Source organism: Bradyrhizobium sp. AUGA SZCCT0182 (assembly GCF_018130185.1).
Lineage (GTDB): Bacteria > Pseudomonadota > Alphaproteobacteria > Rhizobiales > Xanthobacteraceae > Bradyrhizobium.
The window spans coordinates 1-19,718 of record NZ_JAFCLY010000059.1 but is presented as its reverse complement, the minus strand read 5'-3'; the positions used below and the strand labels follow the sequence as shown (position 1 = coordinate 19,718).

Here is a 19,718-nt window from a genome sequence, read left to right as displayed (position 1 = left end):
GCGGGTCTTCGCTGCGGAGCGCGGCATGCAGTTTGCGCTCCAGTGGTGTCACCGGAAACCCTCGCGCTCTATGGTTCCTCCAGCTTCGCCGGTCGGGCCGCCGTTTCGATTGGCTCACGACTAATCCGTTCATATTCTGCGATCACCTGGGCGCCGATCAACAAGACCAATGCGCCAAGCTCAACACTCAATAGCACAGCGATCGACGTGGTGAGGGAGCCGTAAACAAGTTGAATCTGAGACATGGTTGCGTAGTACCAAGCCAGAATGTGCCTCATCACTTCCCAAAGGAGCGTGGCCGTCACTCCGCCAATCAGTGCATGACGCAAGGACAATCGCCCCACAGGCATGACAAAATAGATCGCAGTTAGCAAAAAGATCTCACCGGTAACTCCAACGATATAGAGGAGAAAAATGGAAAATTGGTCCAGGGAATGTGGCTGACCGAGAATCACGATACTTCGAGTGCCCACGAACTGGAGCACTCCGGAAAGGACGGTGACGATGAGTAGCCCTACACCCAAAAAAAGGATGAACAAGTAGGGCATTACGGCTGACACCAGGAAATGTCGGCGCTTGATTTTGACCCGATGAAAGAAAATCACCGACATTGCGTTCTCGAGAATAGTAAACGCCAGTGCGCTAAAGAAAAGCATTGTGACGAACAGGATCCAGCCGACGACTTGCTTTTGAGCGAGGAACGTCCGAACTTCCTCTACCAAAGCTCCTGATTGCCCTGGAATTACAAACTCGAGATATTCGCTAAGGGTCAAAAGAAGACGGTCTTCTGGAACGATATGGGAGAGCGCCATTAGAATGAGGATAAGCAGCGGGACTAACGACAATAGCGTGTAGTACGCCACCGCTCCAGCAAGCAAAACACCCTGGTTGGCACGAAATTGTGTGATCACAGCCCAAGCAAAGGCGCCTGGTTGGTTGAAAACCTTCATGGCGGTTCGACCTGCAGTCCACATCGACCAAGTCCGCCTTGTTCGGAGCAAAGAAACTTGTCTAGGTCAGGTTGAGCCTAGTCCTCGAGAATTGATTTAGTGGCGTCAGAAACCTGTTAGCTGTGCCCTTGATTATACCTTTCGCCCATGCCTGAACCACCGCCACGTAGGCGTTCTTGTAGGCCGCATCGTCCGCCGAAAATTCCTCATAACAGGACGGCCCATGCTGCCAGTTCGATCAGAAACGCTATGCACACTGCAACGACCGCCAGGCAGGCCTTACCTATCACTTCTCACGTCTGACGCCCTTAAACTTCTTCGCGCTCTTCTTAACGGCCATAAACTGCCCGCCCGCCTTATTGCGCTTGGTGGATGTCTTCGTCAGCGGATTCTTGAGCTGCGTACGCTTCTTCACGGCTCCCTTGCGTGCGTTGTCGCCTGAACACGATGGCACTCAAAAGTGTGAACCGCAAGGCAGCGTAATTTTTAATGAGGCGCAGGAGTACAAGGGCTGTCAGATTCCAGTCGGGCAGCCCTCTTGCAAGAGATCGCGTAAGCTCTCTGCCCCGGAATTGGGTGACATTATCCGCAAGACCGGCAACTCGCTTGCTGCGATTACCAAAGAAGCAGCCGCCACCCGGCCTCGTTAGAACGCTTCTTGCATCATCCAGCACGGCGGCGTGCATTGGGTTGGGATACGCACGTCAGTGGGAGGCCGGCTTGCACAACCGCCTAGAAAGCGAGGTAAGAAAGGCTCGCGAGGACATGGCGAAGCTCCCGCCCAGCATCGAGAGAGACGCTCTGCTCTATAAGATTAAGGAGATCGAGGGGCGATCTATTTTAATTAGGACGCTTGCCGCGCCGAAGTTCTAGGCGGCAAATCCAGCAGGGTGCCTAGAACGGCCGGCGAATTAAGGGTGGCAAATTTCTCGCGTGGGCTAAGGAATGTGGCCGCCTCGTCGAAGGTTTCGGCATCCTCGATCTTGGCTCGCGCGATCGCGAGATGCGGATCGACCTCGCCGCGATTCCGCGGCCTTGGGCCGGACAGATTGTCGAGATGCGCCTCGCGCAGGTCGGCGTCACGGCGGAGTTCGAGAAGCGGGCAGGAAACCGCCCGGTGTGAGGCGCTGGCCAGTTCGTTGGCCCGCAGCAAGACCCGCGGTGGTGAGGTCTCCTCCGGTGTCTTGAACAGGCCGGAAGCAGCGCCTGCGCTGGCCGAGGAAGAGAGCGTGGCAAGCGGAACGGCAAGCAGGAGGCCGAGAATGACCGGCATCATCCATAACAGCAGCGGCAACGACACCGCGTAGGCGCTGACGGCCATTGCGACGCCAAAGAGTGTCGGAACCGAATATTTGTGAAGCGTCTCTTTACGCGAGACCATGCCGTCGTCGCGGCGTTGAACCTGCCATCCGGCATCGCGCCCCAGCAGGATCTCTCCGACCGCGGACGATTGGAAGATCATCATCACCGGCGCCGTCAGGCCTGAAAGGAATGTCTCGGCGACAATCCCCGCAAGAACCCGAAAGCCGCCGCCGAACTTTCTTCGCTCGTCACGATGCGTGAGCATGACGATGTAGGCGAGCAATTTGGGCAGAATCAGCATGCCCATCGTGGCGACGAATACCCAGGCCGCCAGGATCGGATCCTGTGCGGGCCATGTCGGAAACAGCGAGAACCCCTTCGGAAAATATTCGGGCCTGACAAACTGCGCCTGCAACGAGACCAGGATGCCGAGGCCCAGAAAGATGAACCAGAGCGGCGCCGTCAGGTAGGATCCGATCCCAGTCAGGAGATGGAGCCGCGAGACCCAGTGCAGGCCGCGCGACGGCAGCACCGCCAGATGTTGCAGGTTGCCCTGACACCATCGCCGGTCGCGGGCGGCAAAATCCAGCAGCGATGGCGGGCATTCCTCGTAACTGCCGCCGAGCGTGGGCGCCATATGGATGGCCCAACCGCCACGGCGCATGAACGCGGCCTCGATGAAATCATGGCTGAGGATGTGCCCGCCGAACGGCTTGCGGCCCCTCAGTTCCGGAAGGGCCGCGTAGCGGGCAAAAGCGCTGACGCGGATGATGGCGTTGTGGCCCCAGTAATTGCCTTCGGATCCATGCCACCAGGCAATTCCGGCCGCAATCAACGGGCCGTACAACCGCCCGGCAAACTGCTGCCACCGCGCGAACAACGTTCTGGCGTTGACCACGATCGGCAGCGTCTGGATCAGCGCAACGTGTCGGTGTTGCTCCATCGTAGCGACCAGCCGCACGATGGTATCCCCTGTCATCAGGCTGTCCGCATCCAGAATAAGCATGCATTCATAGTCGGAGCCGAACCGCCTGACCCAATCCTCGATATTGCCGGATTTGCGCGCGGTGTTTTCCGGCCGGTGACGATAGAAAATCCTGGCTGCCGGCCCGGCTTCATGCCGGAGTTGAAGAAAGCACTTTTCCTCGGCGATCCAGATCGCGGGATCGGTCGTGTCACTCAGAACGAACCAGTCGAACTTCGAAGCGCATCCCGTTTCCTCGACCGATTCGCAGATGGCGCGCAGCCGGGCCAGAACGCGATAGGGATCCTCATTGTAGGTGGGCAGCAGCATGGCGGTCCGGCTTTGGATCGCCGGCAGCGCCGCGCTGGCATCGATGCCGAGTTCGTCCTTGCGTCGAAACAGCAGCACGAAGAAACCGGCAATCGCCGACGTGAAGGAAAAAGCAATCCATGCAAACAACAACACGAACAGCACGAGGATCATCCACTCCAGGATCGTCACGCCTCCGACCTGGAGCACCTGGTACATTTCGTAGCAGCCGGCCAGGGTCAGCAAGACGGTGCCGGCAAGGATGCATGCGCGCCTGGGCCATGCCGTCGTGAAATCCGCGGCTTGGGGTTGCGGTTCGCGCTGCTGCGGCCGGAGCGCCATTTCCATTGGCGCCTCCCGGGGCAGGAATTGATTGAAGGGATCGCTGCGCTGAAGCGATCCGTGGACCTTCCCTAAGGTGTCCATCGATAGACCCAAACCTCCGATACCGCCTCGTTCTCCTGCATCAGCGACGCGCGAAGCTCGACGGGATTCTTCTCCTTCACAAGTTCGAAACTCAAACGCCAGCCGCCCGAGGCCGGATTCGGCTGGGTGACGATGTTCTGGATCTTGGCCTTCTCCGCGGTCACAACGCCCCGCAGGGTCTTTGGGTCTACGGACTTCAACCTGCCGCCGATCAGGTCCAGCACGAACAGCGTCGCGTTATCGCCTCTTGCGCCGATGCCGGTTCGGGAAAACCGCGCCAGCGGGCTCGGCTTCGGAATGTCCGGGCCCCAGTTCAGCCGATAGGTATAGGTGTGTTCGCCCTTGGCCTGCAAAGCCGCCTTGGGTTGCCAAAAGCTCGCAATATTGTCGTGCACTTCTTCCTTGGTCGGAATTTCGATCAGCCTGACCGAACCTTCGCCCCAGTCTCCGATCGGCTCCGCCCACAGACTTGGCCGCCGCTCGAAACTGGATTCGAGGTCCTGGTAGGCTAGAAAATCCCTCTGGCGCTGCATTAACCCGAAGCCATGCGGGTTGAGGTCGGCGAAGGCGCTGATCTGAAGATCCGTGGGATTATGAAGCGGCCGCCAAAGCTCCTCGCCTCGGCCGTTGGCCACGAACAGCCCGTCGGAATCATGGACGGATGGCCTGAAGTCGTCGACGTCCTTGCGGTCGTTCGGTCCGAAAAAGAACATGCTTGTCATCGGCATCAAGCCGGCACGCTCCAGATCCACTCTTGGATAGATCGCCATTTCCACGTCGAAGACGGTGGCGTCGCCGGGCCGGATGGTGAAGCGATAGGCCGCCGCGGCGCTTTCACTGTCGAGCAAGGCGTGCACCACGATAGATTTGGCGTTGGCTGCCGGCTTCTCGATCCAGAATGCCTTGAACGACGGAAACTCCTCGCCCTTCGCTTCGCCGGTGTTGATCGCAAGCCCGCGCGCCGACAGCCCGTACAATTGGCCCTTGGCGACGGCCCGGAAATAGCTCGCGCCGAGAAAGACACAAACCTCGTCATAATAGTCGGGCTTGTTGATCGGCGCATGAAGCCGAAAGCCGGCAAAGCCGAGATCGACACCCGCGCCGGGCGGCGTCAGCTTGCCGAATGAAAAAAGGTCGGGTTGATAGACGATCTTCGCCGCGTGGCCGTCCTTCACCTCATAGAGATCGACCCGGTTGGCGTAGAAAAATCCGCGATGAAAGAACTGCACTTCGAAAGGCAGCTTTTCGCCGCGCCAGAGCGCGCGTTCCGGCAAAAACCGTATCGCCCGGTAACGATCGTAATCCAGATCTTTCAAATTATCCGGCAGCTTGTTGTCGGGCGCCTTGAACGCTTTGCCGGCCAGATCACGCGCCATTTGCCGCACAAGGGATCGGTCGAACGGCACCGGCTGCGCGTGCGCGGAAGTCAGGAGTCCCGGCGCCGCGATCGATACGAGCGGCAAGGCGGAGGCTGCGAGGAAGTGTCTGCGGTTCACAATATCACTCGTGGTTACTGGCGGCGACCATGAGCAACGCAGTGCAGCATCAGGGGTTCCTGCCCCAGGAACTCTATTGCCATTTTTTCCCGAGTAGGCTGGAAATTAAGCATCTGCGCGGGGCGCTCGCGAATGCTAGTTGGCCAACGTGTGGCTTATTCGCGTGACCACGCGATCCCATTGCCGTTTTTCCGCGGCGGGATAATTGATCAGGACGCAATTCATATAGCCGGCCGAACGGTTACAGCGGTTGTACCAAATCCGGTCGTTGCGGATGCTAGACACCACGAAGAAGTTCGGCGTCACCCTTTTGTAGACGATACCGGGCGGCGGATTCTTCTTCGCCAGGAACGCCGCGGGCGAGTCGTTCTCGGGATTTGCAACCGATTGGACGGTCAAATCAGCGCGGCGATCGTCGGTGTAGAAACGCCGCCCGGTTCCACCATCCGGCAGTTCGGCGTCCCTGCTGAAAATCGTCACCGGAATTTCTACATTCGTCCCGGTGCTCGGTATTACATATCTCTGCCACTGGATGCTGGCCGCAACGACCGTTGCCGGCACCAAGCTAATAATAACGACAGCGAGCAGCCGAAACGTAGCCACGTCCAAATCTCCGGTTAGATCGACACAACCGCACTCGATCCGGATTCGTTCCAAGAAGGACGGCGTTGCGCCCTGAAATGCCTCGCCTTCACGCAGGGCGTCAATCCGGCTTAATTCAAAGTGCCCGCGCGACACGTCGTTGCGCGATATATCCAAGCGTCAGCCCGGCCCCAGCGTGATGCTGGCGCCGGGATAGTTGCCTCCTGACGCTTTAGTTATAGGCCTCTGCATTCATGTCGCCTGTTGGCACTTTTCGGACATTTGGAAGGTGCGAGGCGCCGACGAAGCTGAGAATGGTGACGGCTGCGATCGCAAACAGCACCAGGCGCGCTGCGGCCGCCTTTCCGCGGCTAATGCAAGACGCAGGGCGGCACGCTGAGAAGTTGGAGTCCTTCTAGTTGCTTAGTGCCTGTCGTTCGAGCCGTGTAATCTGAAGGGGCAACAAGAGCTATCTGCGCTCATCGGCTTTCCCCAGCCGCTCCCGGGTCATAGCCAGTTCGCGGTTGTATTGGTGTGTATTTTTAGATCGATTGATCCTTTGACGGGCTCCTTGGCAGACTGCGATTCCATAAAAAGGTGCGAAGCGACCAGCAAAACAGCCGCACATGCCACCACCAAACCAGCGGTGGCTAGTTCTGCACCTTCATTCATGTCACCACCTCTTTCTCTTGCGCAACGCCCAATAAAAGGCGGAGTTCCAAAACAACGGGAAAAAGTGGCAACTTCTTTCCAAGAGCGGAAACTTGGAACGACAAACGCGTTGCTTCGGCAAGCGACGTAGCCGCGGTATTCAAAATCCACTCTGTTGCCGAGCCAGGTTGCGCAGACATTTTGTAGAGCATTGATGCGCCCTACCGATGAGGATCCGTGAACGATGCCAAGCACCGGTCTTATAGTCGGCATCATTATAGCGATCATCGTGTGCGGCGTTACCGCCGCTGCAATGATGCTTCGCTTGCCTGTATGAGCGAAACCCGTGTGATCGCGAGGTTGGCGGGTTGCCAAGTCGGTACTGGAAAACAGGCCCAAACCCCCGTCCGGGGGCTGGCGCGGACGCTCGTTCAAGATTCCGCGGCGCATTCTGATCCTCGACCAACTGCCAAAGGGGGCGCTGTGACGATCGACGATGATTTTTTCGCCAGCGGTGGTGACTCCCTTCTAGCGATGGAAATGCTCATCGAAGTCGAGCGGCTCATCGGCCACCGCTTACCGGAAACGACTCTGTATGGGGCAGAAACCATCCGCCAACTTGTCCCAAAAATCGCCATGCAGACAGGCACCCCGGCGACGCCGTTCTTCCAGTTCGGTGTCAGTTGCGATCGGCCCCCCCTGTTCTTTTTCAATGGGAACCTCGTTGGCGGCCACTCGGGTATGCGGCGGATCGTAGAGCTTCTCGGGCCCGATTATCAAATCGTTTCGATCGATCCCCATGGTCTTCATGGGGAGCGGATTCCGCCGTCGATCGAGCAGATGGCCGCCGACCGCCTGCCGCTTGTTCTGCAGAGGCAGAGCAGCGGTCCTTTCCTCCTGGGCGGCAAATGCAACGGCGCCATGGTGGCGTTTGAAACAGCCCGCCTGCTGATGGCAGCCGGCCACAAGGTTGATATGGTGGCGATGGTCGACCCGCCGACCGTCAGTGCCCGTCCGGTGCCGCGGGCGATCATCGGGCTGATGAAGCCCCTGCTTCCGCTTTACCCTCTGCGCTGGGCATTTGAAAAAATGGCGGAGCTGGAGCGTTACTTCAAGGCGCCGAAGAGCGCGCCGATTACGATCGCCGAACTGGAGATTCCACCGGTGTTGTGGCAAGCCTATTCAATCGCAATGTCGCAATATCTTCCCGCACCGCTTGAGGTCCCTGTGGCTTTTTACGCGGCCGAACACGACGGCCGGGCGTGGCGGCATCTCAGTTCTCAACTCGACGTGGTCGAGGTGCCTTGGGGACATCATGGCTGCCTGACTATCGGCGCTGAACAGCTGGTTGGTCATCTGCGGCAAAGAATTGACGCTCTGGTTGACGGCTGGCCTTCGGCCACCGCATACGTTGCCGATGTGCCCCCCCAGCGGGCGAAAAAACGGCCCCAACGCCTAAGAGGATAGCGCGCTGAGGACGATGAAGGCACAATCGTCTAAACGGGGGTATAACTCGGATCGGTTGGCACGATTCCCGGTACAGATACCAAGTTTTCCCGAATCCTCTTTCCGCATTGAAATCGGCTGTTAGCTTTTCGATTGGCGTTCGCACAACCGCCGCCGGGAGCGCCTTTCGTTGGAAATTAGATCTCTGACTCTTTCCGACGGGTGGGGTTGCGGCCGGAGGCCCGCAAATCATAAGGGCTCCTGGGCCAAGGCGTTCCAAGCGACCATGCGCTCGGCGCCAGAAACATGATTCGAGAAACGGGCGCCATACGACCGAACAAGGACGGCATGAAGCTCTTCACCGCCCGCTCGAACAGACTTTTCGCCGTCCGGTTTGAAAATAATCGCCGGCTCTAAGGCTACAGGATAAGGTCAACCTCCCGCAGGCCGCGATCCTCGGCGTTCGTCTTGATTTCAAAACCTAGACCCTCGCACATCTTTAGCATGACAGCGTTTTCTTGGAGGATCTCGCCATGCAGGCGTTTCAGGCTTTCTGACTTGGCATACTCGATGATCAGTTGCATCAGCAGCCACCCCAATCCCCGTCCCTTTAGATCGGATCGAATAACAATCGCGTACTCTGCCGTTTCGTCGGCCTCATCAGTGTGCAGCCGAACAACACCGAGCGTATGGCCATCCGATTCGTCGATTGCAACAAAGGCCATAGCGCGTGAATAGTCTAGCCGAGTCAATTTGTTCATGAGTGCAGGCGATACTTCCTTGATCGAATCGAAGAAGCGAAGTCGCCGATCCTCATTGCTTACGTGCGCAAAAAGATCGCGAATAAGACCATCGTCGCTTGGTCGAACAGGTCGCAGAAATATTGGCCAATTATCGTCAAGAACCACATGCCTCTCCCATTCAGAAGGATACCGGCGAGCGCTCTCTTTCCTAGCTTTGCCGTTCACATAACCCTCCAGTGCGAGAAGGCCGCATTGGCGGCATTTGGGGTGTCACCCCTCGGTAGCCGCTTGCCGAAGTTGGATGGCACCCCCGGCCTTCGTCCGTGTTCGAAAAATCGGACGCCTCCGTCAACATGACGTGAGTCCCGGTCCGAACTTGGAAATGAAAGCGCACTGTTTTCCCACCCCGTAGGCCAGTTAGGCCCTTATGGAACAGTTCTAACCTATCCTAGTTCCGTCAAAAGGCGCGCGTGAGCACTGTAGCGAGCAACGCTGTGCTGAGGATTGCAACGCCCAGACAGATGCGTGCTGCGGCTGAATACCAGTCGAGATGGGTTAGTCCGTTCATGGCTCTCGCTTCCTTTATGGGCAGGCGGGAGCACGATCGACTCTCAGTCACCGACGCCTACGGACAGCGCCTTGGCCCGTGATGCAGGACAATGAGCCTGTCACCGGATGGTTGCTAACGATCGAGACACCTTCCGTAAGCGCGGCCGTCAAGTGAGGCGGGCCTCAGTTCAACCATCGCGGCCGGGCTTCCTTTTCGAACGCTTCCGCAAGCGTCGTCCAATCGGACGCAAGCTCTAGCCATGCGTCTGTGGCCAGCAAAGTCACAGACGCGGCAGCATTGGTACGGCAGTGGTCCGCGGCCTTGCGGCAGTAAGCTGCATCGTCTTTGCGCATGTCCGTCAGCTTCTAAGTTGCGCTAATGGGACGGTCCGGAGATGGTTTGTCTCGAATTAGTTCCGGCGGGATCGCGCCAGCAGCTACCAACCGTTCCCGGTCTCTAGCTAATAGCCGGTACACGCCGCGATGTCAGCGAACCGCTTTTGCATACACTCGTCGATGATGTTGCCGCAAACGCCTCGAATTGTCTGCCTTTTCGAGGTACTGTTCAACGGTTCGCATAACCTCACTCCGGCGCTTGCAGGCCGGGCGATGAAAGCCACTCATCAACGTGTGTCGCAGTCTCCGCTTGGCGTGCCTTGCGAAGAATCTGTTCCCGCTCCGGGCCATGCGGCAATTTTTCAGCTCGGGCGCGTAGGCGCCGGGCTTCCTGTTCGAGACGCTCGGAGAGGGATAGCAATTGCTTGAATCGACGCCGCTGTACCATTGGCGCTCCTTTCCATTAAGGAAGGCGGGAGCGCTACCAGGCGTTCTCATCACCGATAAAAGCCACTGACCGGGCGGTGATGAACCAGTCTGACATGGCTGTAGCTGTCTCGCTGGTCAAAACAGCTCACATCACAAAACTTAACACGATATCGCCGCCGTGGGTGTTCGGGAACAAGTGGCCGATGGCCGGAGTTTTGACTGCGCTGCCTGTCCCCAATTACCCGGCAGTATATGCGGCCCCAGTGCTCCCCGAGGCTGGGGCCGTTTCTTTGCTAATTACGGGCGATCAGGAACGATAGCGATCGGCTGGATTTTGCTTTCCAATGCGTCGTGCCAGACGCATGAGGCTACCTAATCCCTAGCCGATCGGCCCCAGTTTCCTCCTCAGGGCTGGGGCCGTTTTAGCGGCGCGTCTTCCTGCCCGAAACAACGAAACTGCCCTCAGGAAAACGCATCCTTGGCCCTCGAAGGCGTAGAACTGCACCTCGTAATTGTGCTTGCGGCTGTGCAGACCTCGAAATCGGAGATGCCATGACGAACTTGGCGAGGTATTGCATGCCAAGCTGGAGTTTCGAATAAGCCGGCTGAATTGAACTAACCACTCATGGCGCTGGGGCGATTGGCACTTTGCAGAGATCGTTTCCTTCATCGTCCACTACGACAAGGCAACGAGGCGTTTCGCCGACTTCAACAGCCATCGCATTCGCAATTTGGTGCGCCTTGGCGATTGCATCCTCGTTATCTTTACAATTGAGGCCCCGCGGGTCAGGAATCCGATGTCCATTCGCTAATTCAAAATGATAGTGCGGCATTGAGGGTAAATACCCCAATATGCGGTTCGTTCCCCAGGGGGACCTCGTCTGTGCCGATGGTGCGAGGCGGGGCAACTTCATTTAGCGGTGCCGCGCTTCGGCTTCCTGCGCCATCTTGGCCCAGTCTCCGGCCTGCTTCAGCCAGCGTTCTTGATCGAGCGGGTTTATCGCGCGATCGGCCTGATCGCGGCATTCATCAGCTAGCTTGCGAAATCTGGCGGCATCGTCGGACATGTTGGTGAGGATACAGGAGAGTGGAGAGCAATCTCACCTCTGCCAGATCGGGGTACTCCCAACTAGTTCGGAGGGGCAACCGACTTGCAGTAACAATGCCCTGCGTTTTTCGAAACGCACCAACCCCACTAGCCCCGCCGGGTGAAGGCTGGGCTTTTTCTTTGTTGCCGTACTTATACGAGGCTGACAACGGCGAGGACTAGTTCCGGGCCGAAATCGCTCGATGCCAGCGCGATCAATGTTCCGGCACAGACGGCTAAAATGGCGGTGACTGTGAGAGCAATCATTTTGAAATCCCCTGTTGTCAGCGACGAGGAGACTGCTCCGGCTTCGTTTCCGGACGACTGCGTGGAGGAAGGCAATCGGTTTCGTTCACCGAGACGTTATCTTCCGTAGGAATGTCGAAATGAGCCGACCGCTAAGGGAGCGGAACGATTCCTGACCGGATCGCTTAGTTGGTGCACGACCGAATGATGCAACGTCCCCCCCGCGCTTCATTCGAGGAAATGTCGGCCCCAGTGTTCGCCCACCGCGCGGCGCTGGGGCCGTTTCTTTGGAACTCCTTAAGCGTCCCAAGAATCGATTCTGGTGCTCCCGGTATGCCCCTAACCTCCAACCGGGAGAAACCCCCACGGGGTTGGCGGCCTTGGTGCAGCGTGGCGTTCTCCGCGCCGGGGCCGTTTGTGCCGATGGTGCGCAGGCGGCATTATTATGTCGGGACGCATGCGGGATAAGTAGGCAAGCATGCGGGAAACGCGGTCGACTATACCGACCGGATCGTTACTCTGTCAGCAGCCCTCACGCGGGCTAAAGAAGCGATGCTACCTCGACTTAGCCCCGCCCTAACCGGCGGGGTCTTTCGATCTCCGGCAAGCTCCCAACTCATTAGTTCTTCTGATAAAAATTCGGGAAAAACTGGCAACGGCGGGATTTTTCGTCAAGCGCCGCAATTGTTTTGATTTAAGTCAAGAATCCCTGGGTTTCTCACGATCAGCGTTCCGTATGAACCGGCGCATCGATTGGCTCGGTATCGCAGGATATGGCTCGCTGGTCCTAGCCGGGCGGGCGCTGATTGCCCTTCTCGTGTCTTAGGCGCCGACTCACAATTTTACTCCCCGATAAAAACAACCGCGTAGAAACTCCTCTCCCGGCCCAGCGTTCCAAACGGCCGGGTAGTTTACGAACGGGGTGGTCACCGAGTGTCAAAAATCGGGGCCCATCGGGGTGGTCACCGCCCCGGCCCCACCAATGACAATAGAGTCCATCTAAAATAGACAGAAATAGAAATTGAAAATACACCTTCTGAGGAGGTCACCCATGTCAAAGCCGATCGTCGGCTGCACAGCGGGAAGCCCTCGCTAGGTTCGCTGCTGCTGAGGATCTGTGGGGCAGTAGGAAGAGGACTGAACCAAGTTGCGAATAAGGTCCGAGGCACCGGCGTCACGCTGTAAGCGTCATTGCAAAGTCGAAGGCTCGATGCGCGCTTCGATCACGCCGCGCAACTCTTGCTCATCCATGGACATGGCACCGGAGAGGCTGAGAGCCAGCATGGCGAGCGCTCATGCTGACGCCAGGACCGCGCCGCATGGCCAATTCTGGCTCAGAACCAAAAATGAGGGCGATTAGCGCAGCTTAGCCCCCGCGCGGTCTCAGTTTGTCCGGATGGAGATTTCCAGCGTAGCCCCCGGGAGGGGGGCATTTTCCGAAACGGCTGGCCCGATCCGCTCCACCGCACGGCAAGCATAAACCTGTAGAATTTTCCTTTGGGCTGCCCCATGTTTTGAATTGTAGATGCGCCGATTTTTCGCCCGGCGGTAAACGGGTGCCGATGGCTGAGATTCCGGAAATAGCCCCTCCGGCCTTCATCTTGCCGGCCTCCCGCGGGGCCTCGGCTGCCATGCGTGATCGGTCACACATGGTGCTGCCTTTTAGGTGCTCTGCCACACCTGCCACACCTTGGTTCGGCAAAGGTTTGGCAAGGTTCGGCATTCCTCTGCCACACCACCACCCCCTTAGGGGTGAGGGGTGTGGTGAGGCACGGCAGCGATGAGAAAGTGAGGTGTGGCAAATCAAGCTGCATCTGCCACCTGCACAAACTTGCGGGGCATTCGCTTTTCGTCGAGTTCTTCGACGACAACGAGGTTGCCGGTGCCGATCCAGATTTTGACGAGCCCCTTCACCTTGGCCTTATCGGCTGTGTCAGCCAGGCTCAGGCCCAACGCTCGAGCAACGGGAACACCAACCCAGTCCGTCGATTGGACGTTCTCTCGCCACTTATTTGCGCGGATGGCTTGCGCTGCGGCCTCAAAGTCGCTGCCGGTGACACCATCCAGCGGGTCAGGCCACTGCCACGCCGTGACGGCACCGACGTTGTCGCCCGTATCGAGGAGCCCGTTCCCGTTACCTAGCGGCACGCCAACGATGCGATACCAGTCTTTCCCCTCCGGAGGTGGGGCCAGGTTGGCCTTGCCGTTTTCAACCTTGAAATACTGCCGGTGGTTATCAACTCCCGCCTTGGCACCCTCGTCAGGCGTCATCTTGTTGAGCACCTGGGCAGACCGCACGGCGGCCAGGAGAGCAACAGCGCCACGACCGTCCTCAACCGTGGCTTCAGCACCCCCGGTTTTCTTGGTGTGGTGGATTAGCTCAATGGCCGTATTCGTCTCGTCAGCGATTGCGGTCCACTGCTTGGCCACCATGTCCATTGCCGGGTTGTCGTTCTCGACAATGCGGTGACAAGACACGAACGGATCGACGGTCAGCACGTCTATTTTGTCGTCAAGGATCGCCTTAACAAGAGCCCTCACAACGGGCTTGGCGATAACGCTGCCCGTCTTGGTTTGCTCAGCAATGACGATTGGCTGATCCCGCCCGCTGTCGTAAAATAACCAGCCCTCGATCTCTTCCCGGGTGATGCCGTGGTGCAGGCAGATCGCCGCAATGCGTCGTTCCGTTTCCTCGCGGGGATCTTCGCCGTTCCAGTACCAGACGCGACAACGTCGGCGTGGGGCGATACCGAGCAGCGGGCGATTAGTAGCCATCGCAATGGCTTCGGTTAGCGCGAGGGCAGACTTGCCCACACCACCGGCCGCAAACTTGGCCGAGCCAAACTTGCGAATGAGGTGAGTCCCATAGAGAAATTCGCGCTTCGGGATGTCCCTGGGATCGCGCCAGACGTAGGGGGTCGCCCTTACCGGCCCCGCGGGCTCAGCGGTGCCTTCACCGCCCCTGAATTGCTCGGCGCTATCGACCAGTTCGGGGATACTGCTGAAACGAGCCATCCAGCGCACGTCCCGCGCCGCGCTTGAACTCTCCATCAGCGCCCGCAGAAGGTTGACGACTGTGCCAGCGCTTGTGCCCGACGTGACCAGCTTGGCGGCCAGGTCGCGCAGCGAGGTATGCAGTGGTTCGCCGGCAAGGATGTTGCCGATCAGGGGTTGCCAGTCGGCGGGCTTACCGCCTTCTGTGTCATCACCTGACGATCTGTATTGTTCACGAGCGCGGCGGGAACCGGGACCGTTAGGGTTGCCGCCTGCTTTGTTGCCGACCCTGCTGCCGTCCTTGAAGATCGATCCGGCATAGGTGTCGTCGCGCAGGTCGAGGAAGTCGCCGTCGAGCACCTCAACGCGGTACTCGTTGCCTTCGACGTGGCCGTATAGATACCCTTGCGCCAGCGTGAAGCTTTCGCCCGCAAGCTTGCCGTCGAGGAGACCGTTAACCCGTGCAAGGTACTTTGCTCGCAAATCAGGTAAGGGCCGGGGACAGATCTCGGGCTCACGGGCCTTCGATAGCGGCACCAGGATGCGCCAGCGTTCCTTAGTGCCCGGTACGTGGGATGCCGACGTGTAGAGCAGCGCGCGAATGTTGGCTTGGCGTATTCTCGCGACCGCCTCGTCGAATGACAGTTCTCCGCTGTCGTGATCGCCTTCGACGCCGCTGATCTGCACCACGTTGGTATTGGTACGCAGCGAGCTATTTTCGCTTCGCTTGTTCCCGAACAGCGCCAGCTTGAGCCAGGGCAATTCCATCTTGCTGGCGGCGGCCTGTTTTCGGATGTGCTCGGCCAGTTGCGGCAGCGTCATGTCCACGCGGCGCATGTCCTGCCCGGTTTCGTCCTTGATGAACGTGACCGTAATCTTGCGGGTGTCGAGGTCGCTGACCTCCTCAGATTCCTCGGCGGGACCCTCAAAAGGAACAAACTCAACGTCCTCGACAACCGGCACAGCGGCTGCGCGACCCGTCCATTCGTCCATCGGCCTAAATGGTCCGTATATCTGCTGAGTGGTTGCATTCATCGCGGTAACCCCGCGAAGGCAAGCTCGGCGACGGCATTGGCCACGGAGGCGGTCAGGGCGTAGAGGCGCCGAAGATGTTGCGCTTGTCGGGCTGGCAGTATATTCTGGGCGTGCTCAAAGCTTCCAAGTTTGCAATTGGCCAGTGCAGGGTTGCCGCCCTCGCGCTGGCTTTGAGCTTCAGGGTCAAGCGGATGCATTTTGCAGCACCTCGCGGATGGTCTTGAAGTGCCGAAACTTGGTTACCGGCGCAGGGCAGGGCGGGAGGCCACTTGCCACGCGCAAAGCGAACTGCCGGGTGCGAAAACACGGCGCATCGTCGGCGAGACTGAGTTGGAAAAACCCGTCCTCACGTTCGAAGATTTCATGTAGAAGTAGTTCTGACATTTTAAAATTCTCCTTTCAGTTCAACGCCGGAACGGAAAGGGAATTTGTCAGAAGTGCTGTTGAGAACGTTGGGTTTAAAGATGACTCTTAATCATCGGGTCCCAGGTTCGAGCCCTGGTGCGCCCACCAAGCTTTTCAAGAATTTGGCCAGATAGCCGCCACGCAGACCGCGAACCGTTTGCGCGGTCGCGGCCGAGCAATATCTGAATGCTCCGCATGGCGGATCGGCAGTCAGGAAGTCAATGGACGGGGGCGAGCGTCCGCTTCAGCTTGTTGACGGCGCGAACGGCCAGACCGAGCAAGAACGGACTGGTCTGGCGGAAGACGGCGACCTTCTTCACATAGCCCTCGACATGCCATTTGGCGTGGGCACCGTTGTGGAAAACGATCACGTCACCGACGCCGTAACGTTTTGGTGGCATGCCCTTGCTCTCAAGCACGATCGATCCTTCCTGGATCACGATTGTCTCGTCGACATCGTAGTACCAGTTGAATTTGCCCTCGGTACAGGACCAGATCACGGTTGTGGCAGCGCCGTCCGCGCTGGTCGACAGCACATGCGAGCGGGCTTCCGGATTGCCTTCAAGGATCCAGGATGGCTCGATCGGCGACGGCTTGAGATCCACGTTCAAATGGCCAGTTTCTATAAGCGCAAGCGGCATCGATCACCTCAGCGGATTGAAAAAGTATGCACGGTCAACAGCGTCCCGGCTACGCGAGGGGCCGCTTCAGTTGGCGGCCTCTTTCATTGGTCTCTCTTGAGACCCACCCTGGAGCTTTAGGAGAGGAGCGGTCGAAAATGGATATTATCGCCCGAGAGAACAAATCGCCGCACGGCAATGGCGACATGGCGGTCTTGCGAGACGATGAGCTTGATGGCGTCACCGGCGGAGTCGGCAAGACCATTGGAGCAAAAAGCCAAAATTATAGACGGTCGGTTTAGTACATGACCCTTGGTTTGCCCGCATGGAGCGCATCGCCGATGGCGATCGTGGGGTGCGCTGGCCCATGAAAGCCGAGCATGCGCGTGTTCCAAGGCTTGCACGCGAGCTGATCCGCGTTCGTGCGCGCCCACGGGCCGGGACGTTTTCGCGTGCGCTTGCCGCATCGAAACGGCAGCGCGCGGTGAATGCAAATTATCAATCCTTTGGGGATCGAAAAGGCGCGAACCCACTTATGTGAAGATTCACGGAACGCTGCCAACGCTTATTGCGGCCGGCGCGGTTGTTTGAAATACAATCCCACTTCACCAGTTGGGTGCGGAACGTGTTTACTTTCGATTTCACCCGCTGCGGCCATCTTCTTCAAAGTGTGTTTGACACTAACGGGTGACCACATGCCCCGCTGCTGCCAGAGCACCCGGCCCGAGACCGCGTTCGCTTCGCCCTCAGGTACCAACTTGATGAGTTTAGCAGGTATGGACATGGTTGGCTTCAGTCCCTCAATCTAGCGCGGCCTTTTGTTAATTTCCTCGATGGCGACCTGCAGAAAGCGCGCGATGTGTTCCGGTGTGGCACCCACCGAATAAAACTTCTCAACTTTCTCGACCATGATGGGGATCATTTTAGCCGTCAGGTCCATGCGGGCTGTTTTTTCCTGCTGCGCTTTTAGCCTGTCTCCAAGGTTCACGATGTCAGCCAATGAAACCTCCTAACGCTCACCTTCAGTTTTCCGCAACCACGGACAGCAGTCGCGATGAATTGATCCCCGGTTATATCTTCTGTACCGTTCCCATTTTGAAGGCTTGAGAGCTCTTTAACCATAACGATCTGCTTAGCGAATAAAGGCACTCCGCGTAAAGCAAAGCGCCTGCTCCATAGACACACACATAGGCGACGATGAACGTGTCGATGCTCCAATGAAACAGAAGCATTAGAGCGCTGATCAGTGCCATCCCCGCAAGCGTGATGCTGGCGCGACGGGCGAGTGCCTCAAATTTTCCCGCGCCGACCAGCACAAATGCGCACGTTGTTTGTATCAGCATGAACACGAGCATTGCACAAAGTGCCGTTCGCATAGTCGGTGATACAATTCCGCTATGGTTCAAAATAGTACCAAATATCCTTTCGCCGAACATGGAGACCGCGACAATGCCCAGCGTCATCGGCAACAAGCCCAACAGGAATCCGGCTGCAGTTGCTCTACCCAATCCGAACGCATTTTTGTTATGTAGCGCGCGCGTTTGATGAGGCAGGACCGTCTCTGCGCCAATCAGGTAGGTCATCATCGCGAAGCGCGACACCTTATAGAACATATCGAACGCGACAATTGCCAATCCATCCCCTGTGGCAGAGAGCAAGTAATACGGAAAAATGCTGATCACAAACTTAGCCGATGACAACACGACTGCCGCGCGCGCCTCCCGAAATTTGCGCCTCAGAAACAGCAAACCCTCGAGAAACACTCCACTCTGCAAGGCAAAGCCGTGTGGGCGGGCGAGCCAGACCAGGGCTGCTATCGACGTTACCCATATCAACAAGCTCAGCGTGCTATATGCGACAAGCGAAAGCCCAAAAAGCATCGCGATCGTCACCGCCAGGATCGCAACACGTCTAGCCAGTTCAACGCTCTCAGTCCAAACAAAGCCATCCCTGGCGTTGATGGCCATGCGAAGGGGCATATGCGGCAAAGGACAGACAGCTCCGGCGAAAATCAGGAAGTATGCGATGCTATGATGTGCGACAGGAACAATGCCGGCAAAGAATGCAACACCCAGAGTTGCGACGGCGATGGCAGCGATCGCGCTGTAGATCGTCACGATCGCTAGCACCAGGTCGTTGTCGTCCTGGTTCGCCTTACGTTTTTGGGCCTCACTAAGGTAGTGAGACCGCAGTTCAGAAAATGTCAGAACGGCAATTCCGAGATCGCACTGCACCACAAGAGCAGCGACCGCCAACAAGCCTGCAATAAATGCATACGACTCGAGGCCAACTGTCCGAATCAGCACATACGCCAGGACAAAATTCGATACCGCCGTTAGTGCGGCATTGAGCCCCTTCATTACGAGAAGAGCTAACCAGCTATGCGCGCCCCGGCCCAGGCCCGCCAGTATTGCGCTTCTCAGGCCACGTTTGCGAATTGCTGGTGGTGAGTAAAACCGGAACAGTGACATCGCAATTATCCGCGCCAGAGCCTGGCCGGCCGCACGTCAGGCCCTGCGCCATACAGAGCTCTATCGCGAGCCCGATACCCTGCCAACGGATACAAAGCTCTATAGGTACAATACACCTAACCATCCGAGGTACTCACCATTGCCAGTTGTCCGGTCAGTGGGCAGGTGGGTGTAATCTTTGCCACTGGGGATTGCAGTGGCTTGGTGTAGCGGCGGCACACAGCGCTCACATTCTTGTGGTCACGGGAGGCTTGTGTGACGAATTTGCTCCTGGGGGAGGCGAACTCCGCCCGCGTGATCTGGCCCGAGGGAGCCTCGTCCTTCCGCGACGGCGCAGAGCCCGAGGTCCAATGCACGCTGGGCCACGTCATCGGTCGGACCGCCAGCCGGTTGCCAGACCAGCCTGCGATCGTCTCCACCAAGTTTGCGCCGCTGACGTACCGCGATCTTCAGCGCCAGTTGGACGGTATCCGCCTGCAGCTTCGTTTGGCCGGGTTCGATTGCAAGGCCCGGATCGGGGTACTCATGCCGAACGGCGCGGAGGCGGTTCTCGCCATCGTGGCCGTGGCCTGCTGCAGCATCGCGGTTCCTCTTGATCCACGACTGTCCGAGGCGGAATTCGATCAACGTCTCGACATGCTGCGCCTGGACGCGCTTCTCGTGCCGCAAGGCAGGGC

At 58.1% G+C, this 19,718-nt stretch carries 15 protein-coding genes; 3 read left to right on the top strand and 12 right to left on the bottom strand.

What is annotated here, in order from left to right:
* Window positions 1-68 precede the first annotated feature (68 nt).
* From JQ611_RS37405 to JQ611_RS42220, 5 genes are all read right to left on the bottom strand, one after another.
* Window positions 69-950: a YihY/virulence factor BrkB family protein gene (locus JQ611_RS37405; protein ID WP_249133766.1), complete on the bottom strand. Its 882-nt coding sequence runs from the start codon at window positions 948-950 to the stop codon at window positions 69-71.
* An 844-nt stretch (window positions 951-1,794) separates the two neighbouring features.
* Window positions 1,795-3,951, bottom strand: coding sequence for a glucans biosynthesis glucosyltransferase MdoH (gene mdoH, locus JQ611_RS37400; RefSeq protein WP_212468271.1), 2,157 nt, complete (start codon window positions 3,949-3,951; stop codon window positions 1,795-1,797).
* Complete coding sequence (locus tag JQ611_RS37395; RefSeq protein ID WP_212468270.1) at window positions 3,939-5,447, bottom strand: glucan biosynthesis protein G; 1,509 nt, start codon at window positions 5,445-5,447, stop codon at window positions 3,939-3,941. Before JQ611_RS37395 ends, mdoH begins: the two co-directional genes overlap by 13 nt.
* 135 nt (window positions 5,448-5,582) lie before the next feature.
* Window positions 5,583-6,206, bottom strand: a complete 624-nt coding sequence (locus JQ611_RS37390) for a hypothetical protein (protein WP_409411330.1) — start codon at window positions 6,204-6,206, stop codon at window positions 5,583-5,585.
* A 330-nt stretch (window positions 6,207-6,536) separates the two neighbouring features.
* Entirely contained in the window at window positions 6,537-7,079 is a 543-nt protein-coding gene (locus JQ611_RS42220; RefSeq protein ID WP_249133765.1) for a hypothetical protein, read from the bottom strand.
* Window positions 7,080-7,163: 84 nt separating this feature from the next.
* Here JQ611_RS42220 and JQ611_RS37375 point away from each other — a divergent pair, with 84 nt between their 5' ends.
* Window positions 7,164-8,147, top strand: coding sequence for a thioesterase domain-containing protein (locus JQ611_RS37375; RefSeq protein ID WP_312012361.1), 984 nt, complete (start codon window positions 7,164-7,166; stop codon window positions 8,145-8,147).
* 398 nt (window positions 8,148-8,545) lie between these two features.
* On the opposite strand, the gene JQ611_RS37370 is transcribed toward JQ611_RS37375, so the two are convergent.
* The 5 genes from JQ611_RS37370 to JQ611_RS37355 all read right to left on the bottom strand — a co-directional run bounded on the left by JQ611_RS37370 (window position 8,546) and on the right by JQ611_RS37355 (window position 16,591).
* A complete protein-coding gene (locus JQ611_RS37370; RefSeq protein WP_212468268.1) occupies window positions 8,546-9,094 on the bottom strand; it encodes a GNAT family N-acetyltransferase in 549 nt (182 codons plus the stop codon).
* Window positions 9,095-10,806: 1,712 nt separating this feature from the next.
* Window positions 10,807-11,016 carry a DUF6894 family protein gene (locus JQ611_RS43195; RefSeq protein ID WP_409411329.1) on the bottom strand — a complete coding sequence of 70 codons (210 nt, stop codon included), beginning with the start codon at window positions 11,014-11,016 and terminating at the stop codon, window positions 10,807-10,809.
* Between the two features lie 81 nt (window positions 11,017-11,097).
* A complete protein-coding gene (locus JQ611_RS37365) occupies window positions 11,098-11,250 on the bottom strand; it encodes a hypothetical protein (RefSeq protein ID WP_212468267.1) in 153 nt (50 codons plus the stop codon).
* A 2,069-nt stretch (window positions 11,251-13,319) separates the two neighbouring features.
* Entirely contained in the window at window positions 13,320-15,503 is a 2,184-nt protein-coding gene (locus tag JQ611_RS42210) for an AAA family ATPase (RefSeq protein WP_249133763.1), read from the bottom strand.
* 665 nt (window positions 15,504-16,168) lie between these two features.
* Window positions 16,169-16,591 carry a cupin domain-containing protein gene (locus tag JQ611_RS37355; protein WP_211998602.1) on the bottom strand — a complete coding sequence of 141 codons (423 nt, stop codon included), beginning with the start codon at window positions 16,589-16,591 and terminating at the stop codon, window positions 16,169-16,171.
* A 137-nt stretch (window positions 16,592-16,728) separates the two neighbouring features.
* Between JQ611_RS37355 and JQ611_RS37350 the strand changes: the two genes are divergently transcribed.
* Window positions 16,729-16,872, top strand: coding sequence for a hypothetical protein (locus tag JQ611_RS37350; RefSeq protein ID WP_212468266.1), 144 nt, complete (start codon window positions 16,729-16,731; stop codon window positions 16,870-16,872).
* Window positions 16,873-17,375: 503 nt separating this feature from the next.
* Here the strand turns inward: JQ611_RS37350 and JQ611_RS37345 are convergent.
* Complete coding sequence (locus JQ611_RS37345) at window positions 17,376-17,570, bottom strand: hypothetical protein (RefSeq protein WP_212468265.1); 195 nt, start codon at window positions 17,568-17,570, stop codon at window positions 17,376-17,378.
* A 70-nt stretch (window positions 17,571-17,640) separates the two neighbouring features.
* The gene (locus tag JQ611_RS37340; RefSeq protein WP_212468264.1) at window positions 17,641-19,041 is read right to left on the bottom strand and encodes a hypothetical protein; all 1,401 of its coding nucleotides are present in this window, start codon (window positions 19,039-19,041) and stop codon (window positions 17,641-17,643) included.
* Between the two features lie 255 nt (window positions 19,042-19,296).
* Here JQ611_RS37340 and JQ611_RS37335 point away from each other — a divergent pair.
* A partial coding sequence (locus tag JQ611_RS37335) for an AMP-binding protein (protein ID WP_312012360.1) occupies window positions 19,297-19,718 on the top strand: 422 nt, incomplete at its 3' end.